The 17888-nt window shown below is 32.8% G+C and carries 20 protein-coding genes; 6 read left to right on the forward strand and 14 right to left on the reverse strand.

Annotated elements, in window-relative coordinates:
* Positions 1–141: 141 nt before the first annotated feature.
* The 7 genes from serB to BUC29_RS01095 all read right to left on the reverse strand — a co-directional run bounded on the left by serB (position 142) and on the right by BUC29_RS01095 (position 4236).
* Positions 142–1371 carry a phosphoserine phosphatase SerB gene (gene serB, locus BUC29_RS01065; RefSeq protein WP_073413559.1) on the reverse strand — a complete coding sequence of 410 codons (1230 nt, stop codon included), beginning with the start codon at positions 1369–1371 and terminating at the stop codon, positions 142–144.
* A gap of 159 nt (positions 1372–1530) precedes the next feature.
* Entirely contained in the window at positions 1531–1965 is a 435-nt protein-coding gene (locus BUC29_RS01070) for a VOC family protein (RefSeq protein WP_073412543.1), read from the reverse strand.
* A gap of 56 nt (positions 1966–2021) precedes the next feature.
* Complete coding sequence (locus BUC29_RS01075; RefSeq protein WP_073412545.1) at positions 2022–2465, reverse strand: SRPBCC family protein; 444 nt, start codon at positions 2463–2465, stop codon at positions 2022–2024.
* Between the two features lie 2 nt (positions 2466–2467).
* Positions 2468–2875: a VOC family protein gene (locus tag BUC29_RS01080; RefSeq protein WP_073412547.1), complete on the reverse strand. Its 408-nt coding sequence runs from the start codon at positions 2873–2875 to the stop codon at positions 2468–2470.
* A gap of 94 nt (positions 2876–2969) precedes the next feature.
* Positions 2970–3374, reverse strand: a complete 405-nt coding sequence (locus tag BUC29_RS01085; RefSeq protein WP_073412549.1) for an SRPBCC family protein — start codon at positions 3372–3374, stop codon at positions 2970–2972.
* Positions 3375–3401: 27 nt separating this feature from the next.
* Complete coding sequence (locus tag BUC29_RS01090; protein WP_073412551.1) at positions 3402–3806, reverse strand: SRPBCC domain-containing protein; 405 nt, start codon at positions 3804–3806, stop codon at positions 3402–3404.
* 19 nt (positions 3807–3825) lie between these two features.
* On the reverse strand, positions 3826–4236 hold the full coding sequence (locus tag BUC29_RS01095; protein ID WP_073412552.1) for a VOC family protein: 411 nt from the start codon (positions 4234–4236) through the stop codon (positions 3826–3828).
* A 142-nt stretch (positions 4237–4378) separates the two neighbouring features.
* On the opposite strand from BUC29_RS01095, the gene BUC29_RS01100 reads away from it, so the two are divergent.
* Positions 4379–5341: a GlxA family transcriptional regulator gene (locus BUC29_RS01100; RefSeq protein ID WP_073412554.1), complete on the forward strand. Its 963-nt coding sequence runs from the start codon at positions 4379–4381 to the stop codon at positions 5339–5341.
* A gap of 96 nt (positions 5342–5437) precedes the next feature.
* Here BUC29_RS01100 and clpX read toward each other — a convergent pair whose 3' ends face one another.
* The 7 genes from clpX to BUC29_RS01135 all read right to left on the reverse strand — a co-directional run bounded on the left by clpX (position 5438) and on the right by BUC29_RS01135 (position 11818).
* Positions 5438–6670 carry an ATP-dependent Clp protease ATP-binding subunit ClpX gene (gene clpX, locus BUC29_RS01105; RefSeq protein WP_073412556.1) on the reverse strand — a complete coding sequence of 411 codons (1233 nt, stop codon included), beginning with the start codon at positions 6668–6670 and terminating at the stop codon, positions 5438–5440.
* A 184-nt stretch (positions 6671–6854) separates the two neighbouring features.
* The gene (gene clpP / locus BUC29_RS01110; protein ID WP_073412558.1) at positions 6855–7529 is read right to left on the reverse strand and encodes an ATP-dependent Clp endopeptidase proteolytic subunit ClpP; all 675 of its coding nucleotides are present in this window, start codon (positions 7527–7529) and stop codon (positions 6855–6857) included.
* 336 nt (positions 7530–7865) lie between these two features.
* Positions 7866–9188, reverse strand: a complete 1323-nt coding sequence (locus BUC29_RS01115; RefSeq protein ID WP_073412560.1) for a trigger factor — start codon at positions 9186–9188, stop codon at positions 7866–7868.
* A gap of 114 nt (positions 9189–9302) precedes the next feature.
* Positions 9303–9647: a phage holin family protein gene (locus tag BUC29_RS01120; RefSeq protein ID WP_073412561.1), complete on the reverse strand. Its 345-nt coding sequence runs from the start codon at positions 9645–9647 to the stop codon at positions 9303–9305.
* Positions 9648–9733: 86 nt separating this feature from the next.
* Entirely contained in the window at positions 9734–10219 is a 486-nt protein-coding gene (locus BUC29_RS01125) for a hypothetical protein (RefSeq protein WP_139260377.1), read from the reverse strand.
* A 95-nt stretch (positions 10220–10314) separates the two neighbouring features.
* The gene (locus BUC29_RS01130; protein WP_073412565.1) at positions 10315–11079 is read right to left on the reverse strand and encodes an alpha/beta fold hydrolase; all 765 of its coding nucleotides are present in this window, start codon (positions 11077–11079) and stop codon (positions 10315–10317) included.
* A gap of 25 nt (positions 11080–11104) precedes the next feature.
* Positions 11105–11818: a pyridoxine 5'-phosphate synthase gene (locus BUC29_RS01135; RefSeq protein WP_073412567.1), complete on the reverse strand. Its 714-nt coding sequence runs from the start codon at positions 11816–11818 to the stop codon at positions 11105–11107.
* A gap of 116 nt (positions 11819–11934) precedes the next feature.
* Between BUC29_RS01135 and BUC29_RS01140 the strand changes: the two genes are divergently transcribed.
* The 5 genes from BUC29_RS01140 (at position 11935) to BUC29_RS01160 (ending at position 17880) form a co-directional block, all read left to right on the forward strand.
* Positions 11935–12594 (forward strand): CBS domain-containing protein, encoded by a 660-nt coding sequence (locus BUC29_RS01140; protein ID WP_073412569.1) that lies wholly within the window; start codon positions 11935–11937, stop codon positions 12592–12594.
* 84 nt (positions 12595–12678) lie between these two features.
* Complete coding sequence (locus BUC29_RS01145; protein ID WP_073412571.1) at positions 12679–13563, forward strand: NAD kinase; 885 nt, start codon at positions 12679–12681, stop codon at positions 13561–13563.
* Positions 13564–13736: 173 nt separating this feature from the next.
* The gene (porG, locus tag BUC29_RS01150) at positions 13737–14426 is read left to right on the forward strand and encodes a type IX secretion system protein PorG (RefSeq protein WP_073412573.1); all 690 of its coding nucleotides are present in this window, start codon (positions 13737–13739) and stop codon (positions 14424–14426) included.
* A 6-nt stretch (positions 14427–14432) separates the two neighbouring features.
* The gene (locus BUC29_RS01155) at positions 14433–15173 is read left to right on the forward strand and encodes an isoprenyl transferase (protein WP_073412575.1); all 741 of its coding nucleotides are present in this window, start codon (positions 14433–14435) and stop codon (positions 15171–15173) included.
* Entirely contained in the window at positions 15106–17880 is a 2775-nt protein-coding gene (locus tag BUC29_RS01160; protein ID WP_073412577.1) for a BamA/OMP85 family outer membrane protein, read from the forward strand. Before BUC29_RS01155 ends, BUC29_RS01160 begins: the two co-directional genes overlap by 68 nt.
* Positions 17881–17888: the final 8 nt, after the last annotated feature.

The following is a 17888-nucleotide window of genomic DNA, read 5'->3' on the forward strand; positions in this document are numbered from 1 at the left end:
TTTTTTTAGCATTCAATATGTCATTTCGACGAAGGAGAAATCACACTCTATAATCGACAAAGATTAATTATACACTTTGCAGAATTTCTAGTGTGATTTCTCCTTCGTCGAAATGACAAAAAATATCGTAGAAATAAATTTCTACATCATATCAATATATCTGTCGTGATATCCTAATAAGTATAAAACACCGTCAAGACCTAAACTAGAAATGGAAGTTGAAGCACTTTCTTTTACTTTTGGTTTTGCGTGGAAAGCGATTCCTAAGCCGGCTAAGTTTAGCATTGGTAAATCGTTTGCACCGTCTCCAACCGCAATAGTTTGGTTGATGTGAATTCCTTCTTTTTCGGCAATTGCTTTTAGGTATTCGGCTTTCTTTTGTCCGTCTACGATATCGCCCAGATATTTTCCGGTTAATTTACCGTCTTTAATTTCAAGTTTATTAGCATGAACGTAGTCAATTCCTAATTCTTTTTGAAGGTATTCTCCAAAATAAGTAAATCCTCCTGAAAGAATAGCGGTTTTGTATCCGTAATATTTCAGAGCTTTCATCAAACGATGTGCACCTTGTGTTATTGGCAGTTTTTTGGCAACGCTTTGTAAAACTTCTTCACTTAAACCTTCAAGCAAAGCCATTCTTTGTTTGAAACTTTCGTTGAAATCAATTTCACCATTCATAGCCGATTCTGTAATAGCTCGAACCTGATCTCCTACTCCATTTAATTCTGCCAGTTCATCAATAACTTCAGTTTGAATTAAAGTTGAATCCATATCGAAACAAACTAAACGACGGTTTCTTCTGTAAATATTATCTTCCTGAAAAGAAATATCTACGTTTAAAGTTCTTGAAATTTCCATAAAACTTGCCGTCATGACAATTTTATTTACAATTTCGCCTGTTACAGACAACTGAATACATGAACGCGGATATTCTTCTTTTTCTACAATTGAAGTTCTTCCTGTTAAACGTATAATGGAATCGATATTTAAATTTTGATCTGACATTATTTTAGTAACTGCTGCTAGTTGTGAAGCTGCTAGTTTTTCGCCTAAAATATTGATGATGTAACGCTGCTTAGACTGCGATTTTACCCATTTTTCATAATCTTCGATTGAAATTGGAATAAATTTTACTTTAATTTCTAATTCGTAAGCTTTAAATAATAAGTCTTTTAAAACCGGTGCCGATGAAGAACCTGCAGCAATTTCGAATAAAATCCCTAAAGAAAGTGTGTCATGAATGTCGGCCTGGCCTATATCTAAAATATTAGCATCATAAGCTGCCAATACAGCTGTTAAACCTGCTGTAACCCCTATTTTATCGTGTCCTGAAACTTTTAATAAAATAATTTCTTTATCCTCTACTGCCATTTTATCTTTATTGATTTTGAAGCGACAAAAATCGGCAATCTCTTGGTGATAAAAAAGAATAATCTTTGTTTTTTTTGCAAAGAAAAAGCGCATATTCATGCGCTTTTTGGAGTAATTTAACAATTATGTTCCGCTATTAGAATAACGTAACTTTATTTATTATTTATTTGGCTGGTTTTCATCAAAATTTACCATCCAGTTTATACCGAATTTGTCTTTAAACATTCCGAAGTAAGCGCCCCAGAAAGTTTTATTCATAGGCATTTCGACTTTTCCGCCTGCCGAAAGTCCATTAAAAATTCGGTCTGCTTCTTCTGTACTTTCTGTATTAATTGAAATTGAATAATTGTCCCCAAAGCCCACATCTCCGTATCGCGGATGACTGTCGCTTCCCATTAAAACGGTATTGCCAATTGGAAGTGAAACATGCATAATTCGGTTTAAAGCTTCTTCAGAAAGCTGTTCTCCTTCTTCTGCAGGTGCGTCTTTATATTTTCCAATATAAGGAAAATCTCCTCCAAAAACAGATTTGTAAAATAGGAATGCTTCTTCGCAAGTTCCGTTAAACATTAAATAAGGATTTATTGCTGCCATAATATTTTTTTTAATTGTTAATCTCTTTGTTATTTTTAATCTTTTAATTTTTTAATCTATTTCCCTTCTTCTGATAATTGTTTTACTACTTCAAGTCCTTTAGGAAAAACTTCTTTAAAATAATCGACATATTTTTCGATTGAATCGGTACGGGCAATTAAATCTGTAAATTCACCATCAGGAATTAATCTGTAGGTTTCCATTGCGCCGCTCCACTTTTTTGTTTCATCGTCAATAGGCAGATCTTTAAAATCTTTTATTTCGCCTATATGCTTAAATGCCATATATTCGTTTGGCGTCTTGGTTTCAATTACACTATGCATTCCTTCTCCGTTTGGTGACATAAAACGTATTTTATCACCTTCATTCCAGTCGCTTATGGTGTAAGATCCTTCGCAAAAGACGCTTGTCCATTTTCTATACGTTTCATCATTCCATAAAACATCCCAGATTTTTTGAGCCGGAGCTTTTATTCTTGTTTTAAATTCTAAAGTTTCCATAATTAAGATAATTTAGAAAAATCCATAAATAAAACATTCCAACGATGGCCATCTAAATCGGCAAAACCAAACCCATACATCCAGCCCTGACTTTCGGCAGGAGCAGCGAAAACAGTTCCGCCGGCTTCTTGTACTTTTTTTGCTAATTCGTCGACTTCTTCTTTACTTTCTGCATCGATCGAAATTAGAATTTCAGAACTTAATTTGGTGTCGGTAATTTTGTTTTGCGAAAAACCTTCAAAAAGTGATTCTTCAAATAACATTACTACAAAATTCTCTTCACCTACTACCATACAGGTTGAACTTGGCGTATCATGCTGTTCATTAAAAGAGAAGCCTATTTTCCAGAAAAAATCTTTTGCTTTTGCTATATTTTTTACTGGCAGATTTAACCATATTTGTTTTGTCATCTTTTTGATATTTTTCGTTAATTTTTTTTTAAACCATATTAAGTGATGTAAGCCAATTTAAGATTAGGGAAAAAACCTTTGTACCTAACTAAAACTAATTTGACTCGGCGTAAATTTTAAAGTTATCCAGTATTGCCTGCCAGCCGCCGCGCTGCATTTCTTCAGGATTTTGAGATTCCGGGTCAAAGCTTTCTGTGATTTCTACTCCGTCAAGTGTTTCTTTAAAATAAATTTCAACTTTTCTTCCATCTGCCATAACATATTTTATTGTTTTATTTGGCTCTACAAAAGTATATTCGCCTTCAAAATCAAAACTCATACTGCCATCTTTTGCGGCCATAGTCGATTTGAATTTTCCGCCTTGTTTTACATCATTTTCTGCATAAGGCGTATGCCAGTCCGGAGAAGCAAAACTCCATTTTGTAATATGTTCAGGTAAAGTCCAAAAATCCCAAACTTTGTTTATTGATGCATTAACTGTATTCTGTACTGTTATCATTATTTATATATTTAAAAATTATACTTATTAAAAATTTTCTACATACTTTTTAAAATTGTTAATTACATTCTGACACCATTCTTTCTGCATACTTTCAGAATCATTCTTTGCAGGCTCAAACACTTCTGTAAGTTTTACTTTATTACCCAGGTTTTCAAAATAAATGCTTCCTGCTCTATTGTCAAAAAGTCTGTATTCAATTAACTGATATTTTTCTACTCTGGTATATTCTCCTTCAAAATCAAAACCAGCACTTTTATCTTTGGCTGCCATTTCATATTTAAATTTACCGTTTACCTGCAAATCATTTTCGGCATAATCAGTGTGCCAATCATCAAAAGCATAATTCCAGTTTTGTATATGTTCCGGAAGAGTCCAGAGGTTCCATACTTTGTCTATAGATGCATTAATTGTATTTTGAACTGTAATCATTTAGTGAATTTTAAATTAATTACATCTGTTCCGGAATCTGACTTTCATCCATATAAAAAATTTCCCAATGATGTCCGTCCGGATCAAGAAACGTTTTTTGATACATCCATCCGTAATCTTGTGATCTTTTATAATCAGTTCCACCTGCTTTAACTGCTTTCACAACCATTTCATCAACTTCTTTTTTTGATGGTAGAGAAATAGAAATAAGCGCTTCGCTAGTTGTATGAGAATTACAAATCTGTTTATCTGTAAAGGTTTGATAAAACTCTTCTACTAAAAGCATTATATTAATATTCTCGCCAATAATGATACAGGCGGCTTTTTCATTTGTAAATTTCAGATTGGTTGAAAAACCCAATTCATTAAAAAAATTTACACTTTTATGTAGGTCTTTTACAGCCAGATTTAAATACATTTTCGTTTCCATAATATATAAAGTTACAATTATTTATAACAAATTTAGAATTTTAGAATGGCGTTTATGATACAATAAAAGTCAACTTTAGGGGCATTTAAGACAAAATACTTACATTTGTTATGAAGTTAATTCTCTAAAAAACCACAAAATCATGAGCAAAAAAGTAGGTTTAATCGTTCCTCACGACTATAAATTATTAAGTATAGCCGCAATTTTAGAAGTTTTTGAAACGGCTAATAAATTAAGTAAGACAACTGAAAAACCTTTTGAAATTATGGTTTTTCAATCGGCTGAACAGATAAATCAGGAAAATTTGTTTGGTTATGAAATTCATTCAATCGAAGCTTCAAAAGCTTTAGATTTAATTTTAATTCCAGCTTTTACGACCGATAATATGAGCGAAATGATTGCCAAGAATAAAAAATTTATTCCGTGGCTGCAAAAACAGCATCAGGCAGGTGCAGAATTAGCGAGTTTTTGTACCGGAGCGTTTTTATTTGCTGCTTCAGGCTTATTAAATGAAAAACTGGCTACCACACACGTAGATGCCTGCAGTGCTTTTACGAAAGCTTTTCCAATGGTGAAATTAAAACCTGAAGAAACTTTAACTGCAGATGGCAGTTTGTATACCAGCGGCGGATCGACCTCAACCTTTCATTTATTGATTCTTTTGGTTCAGAAATATTGTGGAAATGAAATTGCAGTACAAATTGCTAAAATTTTTTCGATCGATTTAAATCGATACAAGCAAAGTTATTTCAGTACTTTCAGACCAAATCATTTGCATAATGATACTTTGGTTGCAATGTTGCAGCAAAAAATAGAAAGTCAATATCACAGCATTGAGAAGCTTGAAGAAATTACAAAAGATATTCCAACGAGTGCGAGAAACATGACTCGACGTTTTAAACAAGTAACGGGAATTCCGCCAATTGAATATCTGCAGAATATTAGGGTTGAAAGCTCAAAAAAATATCTGGAGCAGACTCAACTTTCGATTTCAGAAATTATCGAAAAAACAGGATATAATGATCCTAAAGCTTTTAGAAAGGTGTTTTATAAAATGGTTGGCATGAAGCCGATTGAATATCGGGAGAAATTTAGGGTTCAGTGATTTTAGATCATAAAAAAAACCTGTTCAAAATAAATGAACAGGTTTTAGAAGAAAGCTTTGTCAAAGTTTAAAACTTTGACAAAGATAATATTTCAATTAAGAAGCAATTTCCATTCGCTTCAATAAGTTTTTGCTTAAAGTATGTTCTGCATAATCTTTATCTATCGATAAAACCTTATCATCAGAACTTGGCAGTTCGTACATTGCATCTGTTAAGATTGCTTCACAAAGCGAACGCAATCCTCGAGCTCCTAATTTGTATTCTAAAGCTTTGTCTACAATAAAGTCTAATGCTTCATCTGTAATGTTGAATTCAACTTCATCCATTAAGAATAATTTCTGGTATTGTTTTACCAATGCATTTTTTGGCTGTGTTAAAATCGCACGAAGAGTTTCTTTGTCTAAAGGATCCATGTGCGTTAAAACTGGTAAACGACCAATTATCTCCGGAATTAATCCAAAATCTTTAATGTCTTTTGGTATAATATACTGAAGTAAGTTGTTTTTGTCGATATTGTCTACATTTTTAGAAGTCGAATATCCAACTGCCTGACGGTTCAAACGTTTAGAGATAATACGTTCTACTCCATCAAAAGCACCTCCGGCAATAAATAAGATATTTTGAGTATTTACTTCAACAAATTTCTGATCCGGGTGTTTACGTCCTCCTTTTGGCGGTACGTTTACGACTGTTCCTTCTAATAATTTTAATAAAGCCTGTTGTACACCTTCTCCAGAAACGTCACGTGTTATTGAAGGATTATCACTCTTGCGGGCAATTTTATCAATTTCATCAATAAATACTATTCCTCTTTCTGCTTTGGTTACATCATAATCTGCCGCTTGTAAAAGACGGGTTAAGATACTTTCAACATCTTCTCCAACATATCCGGCTTCTGTCAATACTGTAGCATCAACAATTGCCAAAGGAACGTCTAACATTTTTGCGATTGTTTTAGCAACCAATGTTTTTCCTGTTCCGGTTTGACCCACCATAATGATGTTACTTTTTTCGATCTCTACTTCATCGTCTAATTGCTGCTGCATTAAACGTTTGTAGTGATTGTAAACGGCAACCGACATTACTTTTTTTGTCTGATCCTGACCAATAACGTATTGATCAAGGAAAGCTCTGATTTCTTTTGGTTTCTTTAAAATTAAGTCGCCAACAAGTTTTGCGCTTCCGCTTGATTTTAATTCTTCTAAAACAATTCCGTGTGCCTGTTCAATACACTTATCACAGATATGTGCATTAATACCGGCGATTAATAAATTAGTTTCTGGCTTTTTTCTTCCACAAAACGAACATTCTAAAACTACTTTTGCCATTCTTTATTTAAGTTACTAAGCTGCAAAGATACTAAGTTTCTAAGCTTTTTTAATCTAAAACTTGAAAACTTAACGTCTTTACAGCTTAATATTTATTTTTTATTTCAAGTTTCAAGTTTCAGATTCCAAGATGTTTAGATAACTTGAAACCTGAAACTTGAAACATTTTAAACCTTAATAAAAATTATCCTCTTCTTAAAACTTCATCGATCATTCCGTATTCTTTTGCTTCATCAGCAATCATCCAGTAATCACGCTCACTGTCTTTGTGAACTCTTTCGAACGGCTGTCCTGAATGGTGAGAAATGATTTGGTATAATTCGTCTTTCAGTTTCAACATTTCACGTAAGTTAATTTCCATATCGGTAGCAACACCTTGTGCTCCTCCTGACGGCTGGTGAATCATAACTCGTGAATGCGGCAGAGCCGAACGTTTTCCTGCTGCCCCTGCGCATAACAATACTGCTCCCATAGAAGCTGCCATTCCTGTACAAATTGTAGCAACATCTGGTTTAATGAACTGCATTGTATCGTAAATTCCTAACCCTGCGTAAACGCTTCCTCCCGGAGAGTTTAAATAAATCTGGATATCTTTTGATGCATCGGCACTTTCTAAGAATAATAACTGAGCTTGTACAACATTTGCAATTTGGTCATCGATACCTGTTCCTAAAAAAATGATTCTGTCCATCATTAATCTAGAGAAAACGTCTAGGATTGAAACATTCAATTGACGTTCTTCAATAATATTTGGAGTCAAATTCATTGGCGTCATAGCGCTGATGATTTTGTCATAATACATGTTATTTACTCCGTGATGCTTTGTAGCATATTTTTTGAATTCTTTACCGTAGTTCATATGTATTTGTTCTAAGTTTTACGTTTATATGGTGTATACTTTTTTTATTCTCTGCAAAGGTCATACCTTTTTACAAAGGGTGTCATTATGTCTTCTTTTTTAAAATGCTAAGATTCTAAGGCACTAAGATTCTAAGTTTTTTAACTAAGAAACATTTTACCAACCTGAAACCTAAAACAAAAAAGAACGTCAACAGAAGAAAAACTCCCATTGACGTTCAAATATAATTATTTTTATCTTTCAGTTTCTGTAATAAAATCTTAATTTTTAAAATCGAGTTAATGAAGCCCTCTTCTTAACTTTAGACTTTATTACTTTAGACTTTCAGACTAAAATTTATTCTCCGTAAGATGCTGCAATAAATTCTTCGTAAGTAACCTCTTTAGTTGTTGGGTTAGCTTTTTCTTTGAAGATATCTAACATTTTCGCCGCTACAACCTGCTCAGAAAGTCTTTTTACTTCATCCTGGTTAGATAAAACTCTAGCCACGATTCCTTCTACTTCTTCGTCAGTTGGGTTTAATTGTCCAAATTGAGCCATTTGCTGTCTGATTGCATTTGATGTAAACTCTTTCAAATCCTCAAATGTAATTTGGATATTGCTTTGAGCTAATGCTTTTCCTTCTATTAATTGAAAACGTAAACCTTTTTCAGATCTTGCGTATTCAACTTCTGCTTCTTCTGCAGTTAGTTTTTTCTCTCCAACAGTTTGTAACCATTTTTTAAGGAATTCAGCCGGTAAATCAAATTTTGTGTTTTCGATTAAGAAATCCTGAACATCTAATAATAATTTTTGGTCAGCCTGCTGAGCAAATTGAGCTTCAGCATCTTCTTTAATTTTTGCTTTTAAATCTTCTAAAGAAGCAACTTTTCCTTCACCAAAAAGTTTGTCGAATAATTCCTGGTTTAATTCAGCTGGCTCAGAACCATTGATTGCTTCAATAGTGAAGTTAACTTCAACATCTAAACCGTGAACACCTTCATGACCTACTTTTAAGTAATCCATTAATTGGTGATCGTCATCAAATAAACCTTTTGTACTTACTGTAATAACATCTCCAACTTTTTTACCTGTGAATTGCTTTTGAGCTTTTTTGCTAAAAGCACCAACTGAGATTGTAGTTGTATTGTTGATTCCGTTTGCTTCGCTTGAAAAAGTTCCGGTTAAATCAGAGTTTGCATCAGATACTTCTTGAGGAATTGCTTTTCCAAATTGTTTTTGGATACGCTCAACTTGTCCGTCGATTAATTTATCATCTGCAGTAACAATATATTTAACAATATTGTTTTTAGCTTCAAGATCAATTTCGAAGTTTGGCACTAAACCAATTTCATATTCAAAAGTTAATTCTTCTGCATCCCAGTTAAAATCTTCATTGATTTTTGGAAGCGGAGTTCCAAGAAGATTTAATCTTTCAGACTGAATATAACGCTCTAAAGCCAAATCAACTACTTTTTTGATCTCTTCCTGCTTAATAGCTTTTCCGTATTGTTTTTCAACAAGATCTTTAGGAACTTGTCCTTTTCTAAATCCTTTTACTTGCGCCAAAGGCATTTTTTCGTTGATTCTTTTTGCCACTTGACCTTTATAATCCATATGAACAACGTTCATTACAATTGTCTCGTTTACAGCGTCTATTGCTACTCTTTTAATATCCATCTTCTTCTTTAATTTATGTAATAAAATTGGGTTGCAAAATTATAAAATTTTTGCAACCCAACCAAGTTTTTAATTTATTGTATTTGAAGCAGTTTTAATCTGCATAATTTACTTTTATTTATCGTCTCCCAGTATTTTATACGTGATAGACTGCAGAATAGACAGAATTACACTAAAAATCAATGCTGTCCAAAACGAATCTACTGCAAAACCTCCAACTATATTGGTACACAACAAAATAATTACAGCATTAATGACTAATAAAAACAAGCCCAGCGTAATTACCGTTACCGGCAGCGTTAAGACCACTAAAATTGGTTTTATAAAAACGTTTAATAATCCTAAAACTACTGCAACAATTACAGCTGTACCGAAACTCGCGACATGTACTCCGGTCAAAATATTAGACAGCAACAAAACTAAGGCAGCGGTAACAAGGAGTCTAAGTAATAATTTCATAGTTATTCAGGATTTAAATTTATTTAAAAGTACTAATTTTTCTAAAAACCCCACGTTTTTAAATCGCTTTTTAATTTCTTCTAAACTTAAAGATGCTGATAAACAACATTTACATCACAATTTAATTTTCTTGCAAATTCCTGAAGAAATTCTATTTTAATTTTTGGCCAATTCCAAAATGTAAAACCTAAATCACTAAATCCCCATTTTGGCTCAATTTTTAAATCATGAATATTAAATGAAATATTACATAAAGGGCAAATTGAATTATCATTATCTTGATTACACCATTCGTCAATAAACAACCATTCTTCTTGAGAAATGTCTTTATTACAGTTAGGGCAAACACAACTTTCCATCCCATGTTCTCCAGTATCAAAAACTGTTTTATCAGTTACAACTTCAAGCCCATTAACATTAAGAAAAAAAGGTAATTTCTCAGGTTCATCAGTGATATTTTTTGCTCCATTAGAAACAGCATAACCAGTATTCGAAGATAAAACACAATCTGAAAGGTCTGGTTTTACAATGTCTAAAGCTATAAGCCATTCCAAAATTTCTTTTGCTTTCAAATTATTATTTGAATAGTTTGATCTCTTTGCTACTATTGAAATACTGCAATTACTCATCATTAAAAATTAAAAAGCAAAAATAAGAAAAACCAAGATTATTCTTTCAAAAAAGCCGTTGTAAGTTCAAAAAACATTTTTGGATTTTCGGCATGAAGCCAATGTCCGGCATTTGGTATTGTTTCTAGTTTAAAATTCGGAAAATGTCTGCGGATTTCATCTAAATCAGAATCTAAAATATAACCCGATTCTCCCCCTCTTATAAATAATGTAGGTTTTGCAAAAACTAAATTATCTGCCAAAGGTTTTCCAATTGCATCGAGATTATTATTAAAAACTTCAAGATTAAAACGAAAAGCCAATTGTCCTGGTTCTTTCCAATATAAATTTTTCAATAAAAACTGTCGAGTTCCAAAATCAGAAACATATTGCGAAACGATTGCTTCAACATCATTTCGACTTGGTTTTACAGAAAAATCAACAGCATTTAAACCTGCCAAAATATCTTGGTGATGCTGTTTGTAGAATTTCGGACCAATATCTGCCACGATTAACTTATCAACAAGATCTGAATGTGTTGTTGCAAAAAGCATCGCTACTTTTCCTCCCATCGAATGTCCGAGAATATCAATTCTGGTTAAATTATTTGCCTGACAATATTCAAACACGTCCTGAACCATTGCTTCGTAACTCCATTCGTCTGAATGAAAACTACGGCCATGGTTTCGTAAATCTAAAATGTGAACCTGAAATCCGGTTTCGACATATTGTCCTGCCAAAGTTTTCCAGTTATCAGACATACCCAGAAATCCATGCATAATGATAAATGGTTTTCCTTCGCCTTCTATTTTTGAGTAAAGCATAATTTAATTTTTTTATAATGAAGAATTACTTCAATTTATTCAAATACATATTTACAACATTATCCAAACCAAGATAAAGTGCTTCAGAAATTAATGCATGTCCAATAGAAACTTCCAATAAACCTGGAATATTTTGTTTAAAAAACTGAATATTATCTAAACTTAAATCATGTCCTGCATTTATTCCCAAACCTAATTCGTTTGCCAGTTCTGCCGCTTTTACATAAGGATCAATACCATTTTTATTTCCTAACTCATATTGATGTGCAAAAGCTTCAGTATATAATTCGATTCTGTCTGTTCCTGTTTTTTTTGCCCCTTCAATCATTTCTAAAACCGGATCAACAAAAATCGAAGTTCTGATTCCGTTTCTTTGAAATTCCTGAATAACTTCGGTTAAATATGACTGATTATGTATGGTATCCCAGCCCGCAGACGATGTTATAGCACCAATAGCATCCGGAACCAATGTTACCTGATCTGGTTTGCATTCTAAAACCAAATCGATAAAATTATGCTGCGGATTTCCTTCAATATTATATTCTGTAGTAACAACTGCTTTTAAATCTCGTGCATCTTGATAGCGAATGTGGCGCTCATCCGGACGCGGGTGAATCGTAATTCCCTGCCCGCCAAAACGCTGAATATCGGCTGCAACTTTTAATAAATCAGGAACATTTCCGCCACGTGCATTTCGAAGCGTTGCGATTTTATTGATATTAACACTTAACTTTGTCATATAAATAGATAATTAATTCAAGTAACACTATATTTGTTACGACAAAAATACAAAGTAAAACGCAGCGGTTTTTGGTATTTTTTGATTATTTTGCATCAAATATCTTCGATTGATTTATGACAGAAATTACAAACTATATCACAAATGATTTCAGAGCGATTGACAGTCAGGAAACGATAGCATCGATTCAGGACTTTTTTATTGATGTAAATTTTTCTCATTTCCCGATTTTAGAAGATGGGATTTTTATTGGAAGTATTTCTTCCGATGATGTTGAAACTTTTGACACAGATAAAAAAGCAATTGACTACAAGTATACTTTAGAACGTTTTTTTGCCAGAAAATCTATGATTTGGCTGGACGTTTTGGAAGTTTTTGCAAAAAATCACACTAATGTACTTCCTATTCTTGACGAGAATAATAACTACATAGGTTATTATGAAATGGAAGATATTATGAAATTCTTTCAGGAAACTCCATTTTTAAAAGAGCAGGGAGGAATTATAATTGTTCAAAAAGGACTTTTGGATTATTCTATGAGCGAAGTAACACAGATTGTAGAAAGCAATAATGGCAAAATTTTAGGCTGTTTTATTTCTGATGCCGATGTTGAGAATGTTCAGATTACTATAAAAATAGGTTTAGGTGCCATGAATGAAATTATTCAGACTTATAGAAGATATGGTTATGAAATTATTTCAGAACATCAGGAAGACACTTATATTAACAGCTTAAAAGAACGCTCTGATTATTTAGACAAATACCTTAATATTTAAATTTGAAATTAGTCAATGAGAAAATTACTTCACTAAAATGAAATTATCAAATTGACGCATTTTCTCATTATCTAATTAGAAAGAATGAAAATAGCCATTTACGGACAATATTATCAAAACAGTACAGAACCAATTATAAAAGACATTTTCGCGTTTTTCAATTCCAACAATGTGGAAATGGTAATCGAAGAAAATTTCCTAGACATGCTATATGAAAAGCAGCTTGTAAAAAAGGATTACAAAACCTTTCCTTCAAACTCCGCTTTAGATAATAGTTTTGAAATGCTGATAAGTATTGGAGGTGACGGAACAATTTTAAGAGCCGCTGCTTTTGTTCGTAATTCGGGTGTTCCATTATTAGGAATAAATGCAGGAAGATTAGGATTTCTTGCAAAAGTTCAAAAAGAGAATATTGATATTTTATTACAATATGTTATTGATCAAAATTATACCACTTCTGAAAGGACTTTATTAGGCTTAAACTGTGAACCTTACAATGAAGCTTTTGAAGAACTTAATTTTGCAATGAACGAAGTTACGGTAAGCAGAAAAGATACAACTTCGATGATAACTGTCGAAACGTATTTGAATAATGAATATTTAAATTCTTATTGGGCAGACGGACTAATAATCTCAACTCCAACTGGTTCTACAGGATATTCATTAAGCTGCGGCGGACCCATTTTAACGCCAGATGTAAAAAGTTTAGTAATTACGCCAATTGCTCCGCATAATTTAACCGCCAGACCACTTGTTATTCCTGATGATACTGAAATTACTTTAAGAGTTACAGGAAGAGAAGATCAATATTTGGTTTCATTAGATTCCAGAATTTCTTCTGTAAAGAACGAATCCATTCTTAAAATTAAAAAAACAGATTATAAAATAAAAATGGTAGAAATTCCGGGTGAAACTTTTCTCAAAACATTAAGGAACAAACTCCTTTGGGGAGAAGACAAGAGAAATTAAACTCTTTTCTTGATCATCACTATACGATAATACCACATTTTCTCGTTCTGCATATAGCGAATCATAATTAAATGGCTCAAAATCATAATGTAAATTGAAAAAAAAGCACATTTATGTAAAGGAACTTTGATTCGAATCGATAATTATTATATTTGCACGCAATTCTGAATTAAATGAAGAAAATTTTTAATTTATTGTTATGTTTTTTCCCTTTTATTACGCTAAATGCTCAAATAAATGAGCTTGGTGTTTTTATTGGCGGAAGTAACTTTGTAGGTGATGTTGGAAACACAACTTATGTAAACCCTAATAAACTGGCTTTGGGTGTTTTGTACAAATGGAACAAAAGTCCAAGACATTCTTATCGTTTCTCTTACACACAATCTACAATTACAGGAAACGATTTAGATTCTGACGAAACAGGCCGCAGTAACAGAGGATATCGTTTTGATAATGATGTTAAAGAATTTTCTGCCGGCTTAGAATTTAATTTTTTTGATTTCAATCTTCATGATTACCATACAAAAGTTACTCCTTATATATATTCAGGATTAAGCTTTTTCCTTTATGACGGTTTATATCGTTATGAAACCAGCCCAAATGTAACGCAGAAGATTAATTCAAATTCTTTTGCAATACCAATGACTTTGGGGATAAAATCAAATGTAACGCCTCATTTTGTGATAGGTGCAGAAGTTGGAGCACGATATACTTTTACTGACAACATAGACGGCAGTAATCCTGATACCAGCAACACATCCATCAAAAAATTTGGAAATTTAAATAATAATGACTGGTATGTCTTTTCGGGTATTACTTTAACTTATACCTTTGGACAAAAACCTTGCTACTGCGCAGAATAATAAATAATGAATTTACTAGACTCTATAGATCAATCAAACTTACCAAAACATCTGGCCATTATTATGGACGGAAACGGACGATGGGCTAAACAACAAGGCTTCATGAGAGCTTTTGGACATGAAAATGGCACCAAATCTGTAAAAAAAACTATTACAACTTGTGCCAAACTTGGTATTGAGTACTTAACCCTGTATGCTTTTTCTACAGAAAACTGGAATCGTCCTAAACTGGAGGTTGAGGCATTAATGAAAATATTAATCAATTCCTTAAAAAAAGAGCTAGTTACACTTCAGGAAAACAATATCAGACTTAATGCAATTGGTAATCTTGACAAATTACCAAAAACTGCACAAAAAGAGCTTTTAGACGTTATTGAGAAAACTAAAAATAATACCAGACTTACCTTAACCCTTGCTTTGAGCTATGGTTCCAGAGAGGAATTAGTAAATGCAGTTCGAACAATTAGTGATAAAGTTAAAAATAATATAATTTCAATAGACACTATTGACGATTTAATTATAAATGAGCATCTTTACACGCAAAATTTACCAGACGTAGATTTATTAATACGAACAAGTGGAGAACATAGAATAAGTAATTTTTTGCTTTGGCAGATCGCTTACGCAGAATTATATTTTACTAATGTCTTATGGCCAGACTTTAAAGATCAAGATTTATATGAGGCTATTATTAGTTATCAAAAAAGAGAACGTAGATTTGGAAAAACCAGTGAACAAATTAAATAAATTTTTAGTGTTACAAAAAAGAATACCACAAATAGTCTGTACCCTTTTAATGCTGGGTAGTTTTTCACAAATTAAAGCTCAAGATAGAGTTCCTTTCGATCAAGGAAAAAAATATATTCTGGCTAAAGTCTCTGTTGTTGGTAAAATAAGCTTCAATGAACAAACTGTTGTAACCTTTTCAGGTCTTCAAACAGGACAGGAAATTACTGTACCGGGTGAAGAAATCACTGGTGCTATCAAGAAATTAGGAAAGTTAGGTCTTTTTGATGAGATCGCATTTTATATAAATAAAGTTCAAAACGACAGTATTTATTTAGACTTAAATATCGTGGAACTTCCAAAGTTAAACGAAGTTAAAATCACGGGCGTTAAGAAAAGTAAAGTCGAAGGATTAATTAAGGACAACAATTTAACCAAAAATAAAATTGTAAACGAAAACTTAATTACAACGACTAAAAATTATATCGAAAACAAGTATAAAAAAGATGGTTTTTATAATACAAAAGTTGTCATAACTACTACTCCTGACAGTACAGCAGGAAACATGGTAAATATGCTTGTGAGAGTTGACAAAGGCGACAAAGTAAAAATCAGCAGTATTGATTTTATTGGAAATAAACAACTTACAGATACTAAGCTGAGAGCCGCTATGAAAGATACAAAACAGAAAAATCTGCTTCGTGTATTTAAAGCCTCTAAATTTATTCCCGAAAAATACAAAACTGATTTAGAGAAAGTTATCGCTGCTTACAAAGAAAAAGGATATCGTGATGCGCGTATTATTTACGATTCTGTTACATACAACAAACAGAAAAACATGCTTGATATAAAAATTAATGTTGAAGAAGGAAATAAATACTACTTCGGAAACATTAAGTTCTTAGGAAATACTGTTTACTCAGATCAGCAGTTAAACCGTTATTTAGGTATCAAAAAAGGAGAAACTTATAATGGTGTTTTATTAGAAAAAAGAATCGCCGATAACACAAAACCAGACGGAGAAGACATTACAAACTTATATCAAAACAACGGTTATTTATTCTCTAAAATTAATGCTGTAGAGGTAAAAACTGTTAACGATACAATTGATTTTGAGATTAGAATTACTGAAGGTCCAATTGCATATTTCAACAAAATTTACGTTACTGGAAATGATAAAACAAATGACCACGTAATTTACCGTGAGTTAAGAACAAAACCAGGAAATAAATATAGTAAAGAAGAATTAGTAAGAACTATTCGTGAAATTGGTCAATTAGGATTTTTTGATCCTGAGGCTATTAAACCGGAATTCAGAAACGTTGACCCGGCTGCCGGAACTGTTGATATTGAATATCAATTAGTAGAAAAAGGTTCTAGCCAGGTTGAGCTTCAGGGAGGTTACGGCGGCGGCGGTTTCATCGGAACTTTAGGTTTATCTTTCAACAATTTCTCGGCAAGAAAATTATTTGATAAAGATGCCTATAAACCATTACCAATGGGAGATGGTCAAAAAGTAGCACTTCGTTTACAAGGAAGTACTTATTTCCAAACATACAGTTTATCATTCTCTGAACCATGGTTTGGAGGTAAAAAACCAGTACAATTCAGTTCATCTATTTCGTATAGTAAACAGTTTAACTATAACTATGCAACAAGAGATGTAGACAGAAATCAAAGTTTTAATATTTTTACAGTACAAGTTGGTTTAGCTAAGCGTCTTACAGTACCAGATGATTATTTTGTACTTTCACAATCTGTTAGTTATCAGCATTATGACTTGAATAATTATTATACAGGATTGTTTACTTTTGGTAATGGAGCATCTAGAAACCTTGCCTATACAATAGGAATCTCAAGAAGTAATAAAGGGGTTAACCCGATATTCCCAACTTACGGTTCGGAGTTTAGTATTTCAGCAAAAGTAACACCACCGTATTCTTTATTCAATAATATTAATTATGGAGATTTAGCTAATCAAAAAGAATACAAAACACAGAATACAGGTGCAATGTATACTGGTGTAGATGGTTTGCCAGTAAATACCGGTGATTATACTAAAACCGAAACTGTAAACGGCCAGCAGGGAACTGTGAGTGTTGGATCAGATTTTAAAAGTGCTGACACTGATGTTGGAAAAGTCGATCAAAAGAAATACAACTGGTTAGAATACTATAAAGTAAAATTTAAGGCTGACTGGTATACTAAAATATATGGTAAATTAGTTTTAAGAACATTAACCGAATTTGGTTTCCTAGGAGCTTATGACCAGGCAAGAGGAGTTGTTCCGTTTGAGCGTTTCTATTTAGGAGGAGACGGTATGGCAAACTACTCTATGGATGGTAGAGAAACAATACAGTTAAGAGGATATCCTAATAACTCGCTTACTCCTATTATTGAAGACAGAAACAGTCCAAGATACGGGCAGCAGATTGGAGCAACAATTTATAACAAATTCTCAATGGAATTACGTTATCCTATTACGTTGAAATCATCAGCATCTATTTATGCATTAACATTCTTAGAAGCAGGTTCATCATATCCAACGTTTAGAGATTACAATCCGTTTGATTTGAACCGTTCTGCAGGTGCTGGTTTACGTGTATTTATGCCTGCTTTTGGATTGTTGGGTATTGATTTTGGATATGGTTTCGACGCTCTTCCGGGGTCTACGACAAACAAAGCAAATGGCTGGGAAACACATTTTATTATTGGACAACAATTTTAGTGCTAATT

It is taken from the genome of Flavobacterium defluvii, assembly GCF_900129555.1.
Lineage (GTDB): Bacteria > Bacteroidota > Bacteroidia > Flavobacteriales > Flavobacteriaceae > Flavobacterium > Flavobacterium defluvii.

What these genes read in the sequence shown, in the direction of transcription:
- BUC29_RS01160 (WP_073412577.1), top strand. Translation starts at nt 15,106, where the DNA reads ATGAGGCTATTATTAGTTATCAAAAAAGAGAACGTAGATTTGGAAAAA.
- BUC29_RS01095 (WP_073412552.1), bottom strand. Translation starts at nt 4,236, where the DNA reads ATGGAAACGAAAATGTATTTAAATCTGGCTGTAAAAGACCTACATAAA.
- clpX (WP_073412556.1), bottom strand. Translation starts at nt 6,670, where the DNA reads ATGGCAAAAGTAGTTTTAGAATGTTCGTTTTGTGGAAGAAAAAAGCCA.
- BUC29_RS01155 (WP_073412575.1), top strand. Translation starts at nt 14,433, where the DNA reads ATGAATTTACTAGACTCTATAGATCAATCAAACTTACCAAAACATCTG.
- BUC29_RS01130 (WP_073412565.1), bottom strand. Translation starts at nt 11,079, where the DNA reads ATGCTTTACTCAAAAATAGAAGGCGAAGGAAAACCATTTATCATTATG.
- porG (WP_073412573.1), top strand. Translation starts at nt 13,737, where the DNA reads ATGAAGAAAATTTTTAATTTATTGTTATGTTTTTTCCCTTTTATTACG.
- BUC29_RS01140 (WP_073412569.1), top strand. Translation starts at nt 11,935, where the DNA reads ATGACAGAAATTACAAACTATATCACAAATGATTTCAGAGCGATTGAC.
- BUC29_RS01120 (WP_073412561.1), bottom strand. Translation starts at nt 9,647, where the DNA reads ATGAAATTATTACTTAGACTCCTTGTTACCGCTGCCTTAGTTTTGTTG.
- BUC29_RS01135 (WP_073412567.1), bottom strand. Translation starts at nt 11,818, where the DNA reads ATGACAAAGTTAAGTGTTAATATCAATAAAATCGCAACGCTTCGAAAT.
- clpP (WP_073412558.1), bottom strand. Translation starts at nt 7,529, where the DNA reads ATGAACTACGGTAAAGAATTCAAAAAATATGCTACAAAGCATCACGGA.
- BUC29_RS01070 (WP_073412543.1), bottom strand. Translation starts at nt 1,965, where the DNA reads ATGGCAGCAATAAATCCTTATTTAATGTTTAACGGAACTTGCGAAGAA.
- serB (WP_073413559.1), bottom strand. Translation starts at nt 1,371, where the DNA reads ATGGCAGTAGAGGATAAAGAAATTATTTTATTAAAAGTTTCAGGACAC.
- BUC29_RS01075 (WP_073412545.1), bottom strand. Translation starts at nt 2,465, where the DNA reads ATGGAAACTTTAGAATTTAAAACAAGAATAAAAGCTCCGGCTCAAAAA.
- BUC29_RS01080 (WP_073412547.1), bottom strand. Translation starts at nt 2,875, where the DNA reads ATGACAAAACAAATATGGTTAAATCTGCCAGTAAAAAATATAGCAAAA.
- BUC29_RS01085 (WP_073412549.1), bottom strand. Translation starts at nt 3,374, where the DNA reads ATGATAACAGTACAGAATACAGTTAATGCATCAATAAACAAAGTTTGG.
- BUC29_RS01145 (WP_073412571.1), top strand. Translation starts at nt 12,679, where the DNA reads ATGAAAATAGCCATTTACGGACAATATTATCAAAACAGTACAGAACCA.
- BUC29_RS01115 (WP_073412560.1), bottom strand. Translation starts at nt 9,188, where the DNA reads ATGGATATTAAAAGAGTAGCAATAGACGCTGTAAACGAGACAATTGTA.
- BUC29_RS01090 (WP_073412551.1), bottom strand. Translation starts at nt 3,806, where the DNA reads ATGATTACAGTTCAAAATACAATTAATGCATCTATAGACAAAGTATGG.
- BUC29_RS01100 (WP_073412554.1), top strand. Translation starts at nt 4,379, where the DNA reads ATGAGCAAAAAAGTAGGTTTAATCGTTCCTCACGACTATAAATTATTA.